Consider the following 9,632-nt stretch of genomic DNA (forward strand, 5'->3'; position numbering starts at 1 on the left):
CACCGGCCGGCTCGGGGTTCGGCCGGTGCGCGCACGGACCCGCCGCGGCGGGCGGTCACCTGGTGCGTGACGGAGCGCCGCCGGCCCGGGGTCCGGGCCCGGGGAGCGCCCCCGACCGGGAGTCTCGGGGCAGTCGATCCGGGGTGTCAACCCCTCACGGCGACTTTCCTCACGGCGTGAACTTGCTTGTGCCGAAGGGAAGTAGTGGATCCTCCCAGCTCAGGACCGCCGCCCGGGGGCGCCGCCCGGGGCCGTCGCTAGGCCCGCAGCCCGGCCGTCCCCACTGCGTCCGCCTCCGCCCGGCGCGGGAACTCCCCGCCGGAGTCCAGGAAGTCGGAGAGCGGCAGGGTCGCCGCGCCCACCGTGACCGCCGCCGGGCCGAGCGTGCCCAGCACGATCTCGGTCTGCTCGCGCGGGAAGCGCAGCGCGTACTCGGTGGCGGCCGCACGGATCCCGGGCAGCAGCCGGGGGCCGAGCAGCAGTCCGGCCCAGCCGCCGATCACGATCCGCTCCGGGTTGAACAGGTTCACCAGGTCGGCGATGGCCGCACCGAGGTACTCGGCGGCCTCGTCCAGCAGCGCGACGGCGGCCGGATCGCCCGCCCCGGCGGCCGCCAGCAGGGCCGCCAGCCCGGCCTTCTCCCCGCCGCCGGGCGGCGCCGCGCCCCACCGCGCGACCAGCGCCTCTGCGCCGACGTACGCCTCCAGGCAGCCGCGCGCGCCGCACCGGCAGCGGCGTCCGCCCACGTGCACCTTGGTGTGCCCCCACTCGCCCGCGCTGCTGGTGGCACCCCGGAAGCGGGCGCCGTCGGCGATCACGCAGGCGCCGACGCCGGAGCCGAACAGGGCGACCACCGCGTGCCGGGCGCCGCGCCCGGCACCGAACCACATCTCCGCCTGGCCGAGGGTCTTGGCGCCGTTGTCGACGAACAGCGGCAGGTCGGTGCCGGCCCGCAGCATCCGGCCGAGCGGCACCGCGTCCCAGCCGACGGTCTGGCCGTGCACCACGGCGCCCGCCCCGCCGCCGAGGTCCGGCCCGATGCCCCGCTCGACGGCGCCGCGGCCGACGCCCCCTCCCCCGACCACCCCCTGCTCGACGATGCCGGGCACCCCGACGCCCACGCCGAGCACCGTGCCCGGATCGGTCCCGGTGCGCTCCAGCACCTCGGCCAGCCCGGCCAGGATCAGCTCCGCGACATGGCCGGCGTCATGCCCCCGGTCGTCCAACGGCCGGTCGCTGGCCGCCAGTTCGGTCCTGGCCAGGTCGAACAGCGCGACCCGGACCTGGGTCTCGCCGACGTCCACGCCGACCAGGTGGGCCCGGCCGGCCGCGACCCGGAGCAGGATCCGCGGCCGCCCGCCGTCCGACTCCACCGAGCCGCACTCCTCGATCAGGCCGTCGGCGAGCAGCTCGCCGGTCACATTGCTGATCGAGCCACCGCTCAGCCCGGTGATCGAGCCGAGCTCCTGGCGGCTGAGCGGCCCGTCGAAGTACAGCCGCCGCAGCAGCGTGGACCGGCTGCCTCTGCGCAGGTCACGCACCGTCTTCTTGCCTCGCGCGGTCATGGGATCTCCCTCCTGCCCCGAATCTATCGCTGTCCGAACCCTTGACGGAAGCTTTTCTCACACGTTAAATCACGCCTCGAATTAAGTATCGCAGCATCGGACTTCACCCGAAGAGGGGATCCCTCCATGCCCATCGTCCGCGCCGCCGCCGCCGGCGTGCTGGCCACCGCACTCGTCCTCACCGCCACCGCCTGCGGCGGGGGCTCCGCATCCGGAGGCGGGGGCGACAGCAGCCCCGGCACACTCACCTACTGGGCCTCCAACCAGGGCACCAGCCTGGAGAACGACCGCCAGGTGCTGGAACCCGAGCTGCGGAAGTTCGAGCAGCAGACCGGCATCAAGGTGAAACTGGAGGTCATCCCCTGGTCCGACCTGCTCAACCGGATCCTCGCCGCCGCCGGCTCCGGCCAGGGCCCCGACGTGCTCAACATCGGCAACACCTGGTCCGCCTCGCTCCAGGCCACCGGCGCCCTGCGGCCCTTCGACGCCGCCACCCTCGCGAAGACCGGCGGCAAGGAGCGGTTCCTGCCCGCCGCGCTCGCCTCGGCCGGCGCCGCCGGCCAGGACCCGGCCGCCGTCCCGCTCTACTCGATGGCCTACGGCCTGTACTGGAACAAGAAGCTCTTCGCCGAGGCCGGGATCGACCGGGCGCCGGCCACCTGGGAGGAGCTGGTCGCCGACGGCAAGAAGCTCACCACCGGCGGCCGCTACGGCCTCGCCGTCGAGGGCGGCAACATCAGCGAGAACGTCCACCACGCCTTCACCCTCGCCAAGCAGCACGGCGCCGACTTCTTCGACCCGTCCGGCCGCCCCGCCTTCGACAGCCCGGGTGCCGTCGCCGCGGTCAAGCAGTACGTCGACCTGCTCGGCACCGACCGGATCGCCGCCGCGGGCAACGCCGAGTACGCCAACAACCAGTCCGTCACCGACTTCGCCACCGGCAAGGCCGCGATGCTGCTGTGGCAGGCCGCCGGGGCCAACCTCAAGTCCCACGGCATGGCCGCCGAGGACTACGGCGTCGCCCCCGTCCCGATCCCCGCCGGCGCCAGCGGCGAACGCGCCACCACCTCGATGGTCGCCGGGATCAACCTCGCCGTCTTCCGCGCCACCAAGAACACCGAAGGGGCGCTGAAGTTCGTGTCCTTCATGACCGGCACCGAGGAACAGACCGTGCTCAACAAGGCCTACGGCACCATCCCCCCGGTCGTCGAGGCCCAGCGCGACGCCGCCTTCGCCACCCCCGAACTCGGCACCCTGGCCGCCGTCCTGGGCCAGAGCGCCCGCCCGCTGCCCCAGGTCCCCGCCGAGAGCCAGTTCGAGACCCTGGTCGGCACCGCGGTGAAGAACCTGCTCGCCTCGGCCGCCGCAGGCAAGCCCGTCACCGAGGACGGCGTCCGCTCCGAACTCACCCGGGCCCAGCAGCAGATGCCGGCCAACTGACGTGATCCGAGGCCGAATCGACCGACTGCGCCGACGCGCAGGAACCACCGCCCTCCCCTATCTGCTGCTGCTCCCCGCCCTGCTGCTCGAACTCGCCGTCCACCTGGTGCCGATGGTGCTCGGCGCCGTGATGAGCCTCAAGCGGCTGACCCAGTTCTTCATCCGCGACTGGACCGCCGCCCCCTGGGCCGGACTCGCCAACTTCCGTACCGCGGTGGACTTCGACGCCCCGGTCGGCCGGGCCCTGCTGCACTCCTTCTGGGTCACCTGCGCCTTCACCGTGCTCGCCGTCGGCCTCTCCTGGCTGATCGGCACCACCGCCGCCGTGCTGATGCAGGACTCCTTCCGCGGCCGCGGCCTGCTGCGCGCGGTGTTCCTGCTGCCCTACGCGCTGCCGGTCTACGCTGCGGTCATCACCTGGTCGTTCATGTTCCAGCGGGACACCGGCCTGATCAACCACGTGCTGCACGACCAGCTCCACCTGGTCGACGACAAGCCGTTCTGGCTGCTCGGCGACAACAGCTTCGTCGCGCTGGTCACCGTCTCGGTCTGGCGCAGCTGGCCGTTCGCCTTCCTGACCCTCACCGCCGGGCTGCAGAACATCCCGCGCGACCTCTACGAGGCGGCGGCGCTGGACGGCGCCGGCGTCTGGCAGCAGATCCGCCGGATCACCCTGCCCTCGCTGCGGCCGGTCAACCAGGTGCTGGTGCTGGTGCTCTTCCTCTGGACCTTCAACGACTTCAACACCCCCTATCTGCTGTTCGGCCGGTCGGCCCCCGCCGCGGCCGACCTGATCTCCGTGCACATCTACCAGTCCTCCTTCGTCACCTGGAACTTCGGCGCCGGCTCGGCGATGTCCGTCCTGCTGCTGCTGTTCCTGCTGGTGGTGACGGCCGGCTACCTGCTGCTCACCTCGCGCCGGAAGGACGCCACCGCGTGATCGACCCGCCCGCCTCGTTCCGGTGGCTGCGCCGCGTACTGCTCGCCGCGCTCACCGTCTTCACCCTCGTCCCCGTCCTGGTGATGCTCGGCAGTTCGCTGAAGCCGCTCCAGGACGTCCAGGGGCCGTTCCGCTGGATCCCCAGCACCGTGACCCTGCGCCCCTACGCGGACATCTGGCGCACCGTGCCGCTCGGCCGCTACCTGGTCAACTCCCTCATAGTGGCCGGGGGTTCGACGATCTGCTCGGTCCTGGTAGCGATCGTCGCGGCGTACGCGGTGAGCCGCTACCGTTTCCGTGGCCGGCGCTTCTTCACGGTGACGGTGCTGTCCACCCAGATGTTCCCCGGAATCCTGTTCCTGCTCCCGCTGTTCCTGCTCCTCGTCAACGTCGGCAACGCCACCGGGGTCGCCCTGTACGGCAGCCGCGGCGGTCTGATCCTCACCTATCTGACCTTCTCGCTGCCGTTCTCGATCTGGATGCTGGTCGGCTACTTCGACTCCATCCCGCGCGACCTGGACGAGGCCGCGCTGGTCGACGGCTGCGGGCCGGTCCGGGCCCTGGTGCGGATCATCGTCCCGGCGGCGGTGCCCGGCATCGTCGCGGTCGCGGTGTACGCCTTCATGACGGCCTGGGGCGAGGTGCTCTTCGCCTCGGTGCTCACCAACGAGGAGACCCGCACCCTGGCCGTCGGCCTCCAGGGCTACGCCACGCTCAACGACGTCTACTGGAACCAGGTGATGGCCGCCTCGCTGGTGGTCAGCGTCCCGGTGGTGGCCGGCTTCCTGCTGCTCCAGCGCTACCTGGTCGCCGGACTCACCGCCGGGGCCGTCAAATGACCGGCGCCCGGCACCCCGACGCCCACCGCCACCTCCTCCACCACCCCGAGAGGCCCGCCATGACCGACCCCGGCTCCCCCCTGGACGCCCTGCCCGACGACTTCCTCTGGGGCGCCGCCACCGCCGCCTACCAGATCGAGGGCGCGGCGGACACCGACGGGCGCGCCCCGTCGATCTGGGACACCTTCGCGCACACCCCCGGCCGGGTGGCCGGCGGCGACACCGGCGACACCGCCTGCGACCACTACCACCGCTGGCCCGAGGACGTCGCGCTGATGGGCCGGCTCGGCCTCGGCGCCTACCGGTTCTCGATCGCCTGGCCGCGCGTGGTGCCGCTCGCCGACGACCGGGTCAACCAGGCCGGCCTGGACTTCTACGACCGGCTGGTGGACGGCCTGCTGGCGGCCGGGATCCGCCCGTTCCCGACCCTCTACCACTGGGACCTCCCGCAGGCCCAGCAGGACCGCGGCGGCTGGCCCGTACGGGACACCGCCGAGCGCTTCGCCGAGTACACCGCCGCCGTCGCCGCCCGGCTCGGCGACCGGGTCACCGACTGGGCGACGCTCAACGAACCGCTCTGCTCGGCCTGGATCGGCCACCTCGACGGCGCGATGGCCCCCGGACTGACCGACCTCACCGCCGCCGTCCGCGCCTCCTACCACCTGCACCTCGCCCACGGCCTGGCCGTGCAGGTGCTGCGCGAGAACGTCCGGGACGCCCGGATCGGGATCGTCAACAACCTCAGCCCGATCGAGCCGGCCACCGACTCGCCGGCCGACCTCGCCGCCGCCGTGCGCGCCGACGGCCACGTCAACCGCTGGTGGCTCGACCCGATCCACGGCCGGGGCTACCCCGAGGACATGCGACGGGTCTACGGCGTCGAACTGCCGGAGCGGGCCGGGGACCTCGACCTCATCGCCGCGCCGCTCGACTGGCTGGGCCTCAACTACTACTTCCGCCAGATCGTCGCCGACGACCCCGCCGGACCGGCCCCGTACGTCCGCCAACTGCCCGGCCCCAACCCGGAGCACACCGCGATGCCCTGGGAGGTGCACGCGCCCGGTCTGGAGCAGCTGCTGCTCCGGCTCACCGAGGAGTACGACGCCGAGCGGATCTACGTCACCGAGAACGGCTCGGCGTACGCCGACTCGGTGGCCGCCGACGGCAGCGTCCACGACCCGGAGCGGACCGCCTACCTGGCCGACCACCTGGCCGCCTGCGCCCGCGCCGTCGGCCGGGGCGCACCGCTGGCCGGGTACTTCGCCTGGTCGCTGCTCGACAACTTCGAGTGGGCGTACGGGTACGCCAAGCGCTTCGGGCTCGTCCACGTCGACTACCCGACCCAGCGCCGCACCATCAAGTCCAGCGGCCACCACTACGCGCGGCTGATCGCGGCGCACCGGGGGCGGTAGGGGCTCCAGGGGATCACGGGGCGCACCGGGGGTGCCGGAAAGCTGCCGGTCGATCTGCCGCCACCCGCCGTTCCGGCGGCCATAGCCTGGGCGCCCGGCGCACAGGAACCCACCTGCGGCGCCGTCGGAACGGCGGGCCCACCGGTCCGCCCCACCCGTCCGGAAGGATCCCGAACCCCGCCATGACCAGTCTCCGCACCAGAGCCGCAGCCCTCGCGGCCGTCGCCGCGATCGGCTTCGCCACCCTCGCCACCGGCGCCGCCCACGCCACCCCGGCCCCGACCGCCCCCGCGGTCGCCGAGGCCCCCGCCCTCACCGCGGCGGCACTCTCCACGCCCACCCGGATCCCGGGCAACTCCTCGATCGGCCGCAACCAGGCCTGGTACTCCCCCGACGGCCGGACCATGCTCGCCATGCAGGGCGACGGCAACGTCGTGCTGTACCGCGACAGCAAGGTGATGTGGGTGGCCCAGGGCGCGATGCCCCGCGGTGAGGTCCTGACCATGCAGGGCGACGGCAACCTCGTCGTCTACGCGGCCGACAGCACACCGCTGTGGAACAGCCAGACCGGCGGCAAGTGGGGCGCCACCCTCCTCATTTACAACGAGGGCGCGATCGCGGTCGAGCTGAACGGCAAGATCCTGTGGACCTCCGCGCCGGCCACCACCCCGCTCCCCCCGTGTCCGCCGTGGGGCCCGCCGATCCCCGGCCAGATCGTCTGGCCGTGGTGCCCGACCTGGCCGTTCCCCTCCTAGCAGGGCCGGGCCGGGTCGACCGGCCGGGACAGCTGCCGGAGCGGCGGGACGTACGGGCAGCCGCCCCCGCCGCTCCGGCACCGCCCCCGCCCGTCGGCCTGCTCGTCGTCCGCCCGTCAGCCGAGCTTCTTCGCGCCCTGGACGGCCTTGGCCAGGCTCTCCAGCAGCGGGGCCGCGCCCAGCCAGGAGAACCTCGGCACCGCGTCCCACGGGGCGACCTGGCCGGCCTTGACCGCGGGCAGCGCGGACCAGGCGGGCTTGGCCGCGAGGTCGGCGGGCTGGAGGGCGGTGCTGCGGTTGTCGAGCAGGATCAGGTCGGCCTCGTACTTGCCCGCGTTCTCCCAGCTCAGGCTCTCGAAGTAGCCCTGCGGGTCGAGCGCGTCCGGGACGACGAAGTCGACACCCAGGTCACGGAAGTACATCAGGTCGGTGCTGAGCGCCGGATTGGTGACGTAGAAGAGGTCGGCACTGCCGGAGGCGGCCATCACCTTCAGCCCGCCGGCGGCCTTCGCGGCCTGCCGCAGGGTCTCCGCGGCCGTCTCGAAGCGGGCCTTGGCCTCGGTGACCCGCTTGGCGCCCAGGTCGGCGCCGAGCGACTCGGCCAGTGCGGCGTAGCGCTTGATCGGCTCGGGCAGCGGCACCCGGGCGGTGGTGACGGCGACGCTGGGGGCGAGGGCGAGGATCTTGTCCTTGCTCTCGTCCGGGACGTACCAGAGGGCGTCCGGGTCGTACATGTGGGTGACCAGGAGGTCGGGGCGCAGCGCCGCGTACTTCTCGATGCCGAACTCGCCCCAGGCGTTGCCGACGATGGTGACCTTGTCGATGTCGAGGTCCCCGGCGGCCGGGTCGGCCTTGCCGTCGGCGCGCCTGGTCTCGCCGAAGACGCCGACGATCCGGTCGCCGAGTCCGAAGTCGTGCAGGGCGGCGGCGGTGCCGGTGAAGGCGACGATCCGGCGCGGGGTGTTCTTCGCGGTGACGGCGCGGCCGCGGTCGTCGGTGAAGGACCAGGCCCTGCCGTCGGCGCCCCCGCTGTCCGCGCCCTTGGTGCCGCTCCCGCTGCCGCAGGCGGCCAGTGCGGCGCCGAGGCCGACGGCGCCGGCGGCGGTGAGGAGGGTGCGGCGGGTGGGTCGCCCGGGGGTCGGGAAGCCGGGGTTGGGCATGGGGGTGCCTTTGTTCGGTGGTGGGAGTGGTGAAGGTCCCGGGGTGGTTCGGACCCCGGGCCGAGACTTAGGTTAGCCTAACCATAGTCACCGGCTGTCGACCGTCCGTCGGCACCCTGTCCCCACCGTCGCCATCCCTGTCCCCACCGTCCCCACCCCGGTCCCCGGAGCACCCCACCATGCACGACGTCACCGCCCGCCCGGGACCGCCCGCTCCGGCCGTTCCGCCCGCTCCCGCCGTTCCCGCCGTTCCCGCCGGTCGCCGACGCAACCGGACCCGCGCCCTCGGGCTGCTCGCCGCCCTCGCACTGCTCACCGCCGCCGCGGTGCTCAGCGTCGCCGTCGGCGCCAAGGCGCTCTCCCTCGCCGAGGTCTGGCACGGCCTCACCGACCCCGCCTCCCCGGCCTACCCGGTCGTCAACCGGATGCGGGTCCCGCGCACCCTGCTCGGACTGCTCGCCGGCACCGCCCTCGGCCTGGCCGGCGCCGTCATGCAGGCCGTCACCCGCAACCCGCTCGCCGACCCCGGCCTGCTCGGCATCAACGCGGGCGCCTCCGCCGCCATCGCCACCGCGATCGCCTTCCTCGGCGTCGGCGGCTTCACCGGCTACGTGTGGTTCGGCCTGGCCGGCGCCGGCGTCGTCTCCGCCCTCGTCTACGCGGTCGGCGGCGGACGCCGGGCCACCCCCGCCCGGCTCGCCCTGGCCGGCGCCGCCCTGAACGCCGCCCTCTACTCCTACGTCAGCGCCGTGATGCTGCTCGACTCCGGCTCGCTGGACCGGATGCGGTTCTGGACCATCGGCTCGCTGGCCGCCACCACGCCCGGCACCGTCGCCGCCGTCGCGCCGTTCGTGCTGGTCGGCGCGGTACTGGCACTCGCCCTCGCCCGGCCGCTCAACGCGCTCGCCATGGGCGAGGAGTCCGCCACCGCCCTCGGCGCCCGGCCGGCCCGGATCCGGGCCGGCGCCGTGCTCACCGTCACCCTGCTCTGCGGCGCCGCCACCGCCGCCTGCGGACCGATCGTGTTCATCGGCCTGACCGTGCCCCACCTGGTCCGCGCCCTCACCGGCCCCGACCTGCGGTGGATGCTGCCGTACTGCGCCGTGCTCGCGCCGCTGCTGCTGCTCGGCTCCGACGTGCTCGGCCGGATCCTCGGCCGCCCCGGCGAACTCCAGGTCGGCATCGTGACCTCCGTGCTCGGCGGCCTCTTCTTCCTCCTCCTCGTCCGTCGCGCGAAGGCGGCCCGCGCATGACCGACCTCGCCCGCACCCGCACCCTGCGCACCCCCGGCGGACTCTCCGTCCGCTACCGCCCCCGCACCGTCCTGGCCGTCACCGCCTGCCTGTTCACCGCGGCCGCCGTCGCCGTGGCCACGCTCGGCAGCGGCGACTACCCGCTCACCCCCGGCGAGGTGCTGAGCGCCCTCACCGGCGGCGGCGACCCCGCGGCCGACTTCGTCGTCAACGAACTGCGGCTCCCCCGGGTGGTCACCGCCCTCCTCACCGGCGCCGCCCTCGCCCT

The 9,632-nt window shown here is 73.7% G+C and carries 9 protein-coding genes; 7 read left to right on the forward strand and 2 right to left on the reverse strand.

Going from position 1 to position 9,632, the window contains the following annotated elements:
- Positions 1-257: 257 nt before the first annotated feature.
- Positions 258-1,565 (reverse strand): ROK family transcriptional regulator, encoded by a 1,308-nt coding sequence (locus BI06_RS44785; protein WP_051743074.1) that lies wholly within the window; start codon positions 1,563-1,565, stop codon positions 258-260.
- A 126-nt stretch (positions 1,566-1,691) separates the two neighbouring features.
- On the opposite strand from BI06_RS44785, the gene BI06_RS44790 reads away from it, so the two are divergent.
- The 5 genes from BI06_RS44790 (at position 1,692) to BI06_RS44810 (ending at position 6,951) form a co-directional block, all read left to right on the forward strand.
- On the forward strand, positions 1,692-3,005 hold the full coding sequence (locus tag BI06_RS44790; RefSeq protein WP_030396934.1) for a sugar ABC transporter substrate-binding protein: 1,314 nt from the start codon (positions 1,692-1,694) through the stop codon (positions 3,003-3,005).
- A gap of 1 nt (position 3,006) precedes the next feature.
- Positions 3,007-3,945, forward strand: coding sequence for a carbohydrate ABC transporter permease (locus BI06_RS44795; protein ID WP_051743075.1), 939 nt, complete (start codon positions 3,007-3,009; stop codon positions 3,943-3,945).
- The gene (locus tag BI06_RS44800; RefSeq protein ID WP_030396936.1) at positions 3,942-4,784 is read left to right on the forward strand and encodes a carbohydrate ABC transporter permease; all 843 of its coding nucleotides are present in this window, start codon (positions 3,942-3,944) and stop codon (positions 4,782-4,784) included. Before BI06_RS44795 ends, BI06_RS44800 begins: the two co-directional genes overlap by 4 nt.
- A 59-nt stretch (positions 4,785-4,843) precedes the next feature.
- Entirely contained in the window at positions 4,844-6,196 is a 1,353-nt protein-coding gene (locus BI06_RS44805) for a GH1 family beta-glucosidase (RefSeq protein WP_043478870.1), read from the forward strand.
- Positions 6,197-6,378: 182 nt separating this feature from the next.
- Positions 6,379-6,951 carry a hypothetical protein gene (locus BI06_RS44810; protein WP_051743076.1) on the forward strand — a complete coding sequence of 191 codons (573 nt, stop codon included), beginning with the start codon at positions 6,379-6,381 and terminating at the stop codon, positions 6,949-6,951.
- A gap of 116 nt (positions 6,952-7,067) precedes the next feature.
- On the opposite strand, the gene BI06_RS44815 is transcribed toward BI06_RS44810, so the two are convergent.
- On the reverse strand, positions 7,068-8,111 hold the full coding sequence (locus BI06_RS44815) for an ABC transporter substrate-binding protein (protein ID WP_043478813.1): 1,044 nt from the start codon (positions 8,109-8,111) through the stop codon (positions 7,068-7,070).
- A gap of 179 nt (positions 8,112-8,290) precedes the next feature.
- Between BI06_RS44815 and BI06_RS44820 the strand changes: the two genes are divergently transcribed.
- Complete coding sequence (locus BI06_RS44820; RefSeq protein WP_051743077.1) at positions 8,291-9,364, forward strand: iron ABC transporter permease; 1,074 nt, start codon at positions 8,291-8,293, stop codon at positions 9,362-9,364.
- Positions 9,361-9,632, forward strand: a 272-nt coding sequence (locus BI06_RS44825) for an iron chelate uptake ABC transporter family permease subunit (protein WP_043478819.1), incomplete at its 3' end; no start/stop codon positions are given. The genes BI06_RS44820 and BI06_RS44825, both read left to right, overlap by 4 nt.

Origin of the sequence: Kitasatospora sp. MBT66 (genome assembly GCF_000710405.2) — a bacterium.
Taxonomy (GTDB): domain Bacteria; phylum Actinomycetota; class Actinomycetes; order Streptomycetales; family Streptomycetaceae; genus Kitasatospora; species Kitasatospora purpeofusca.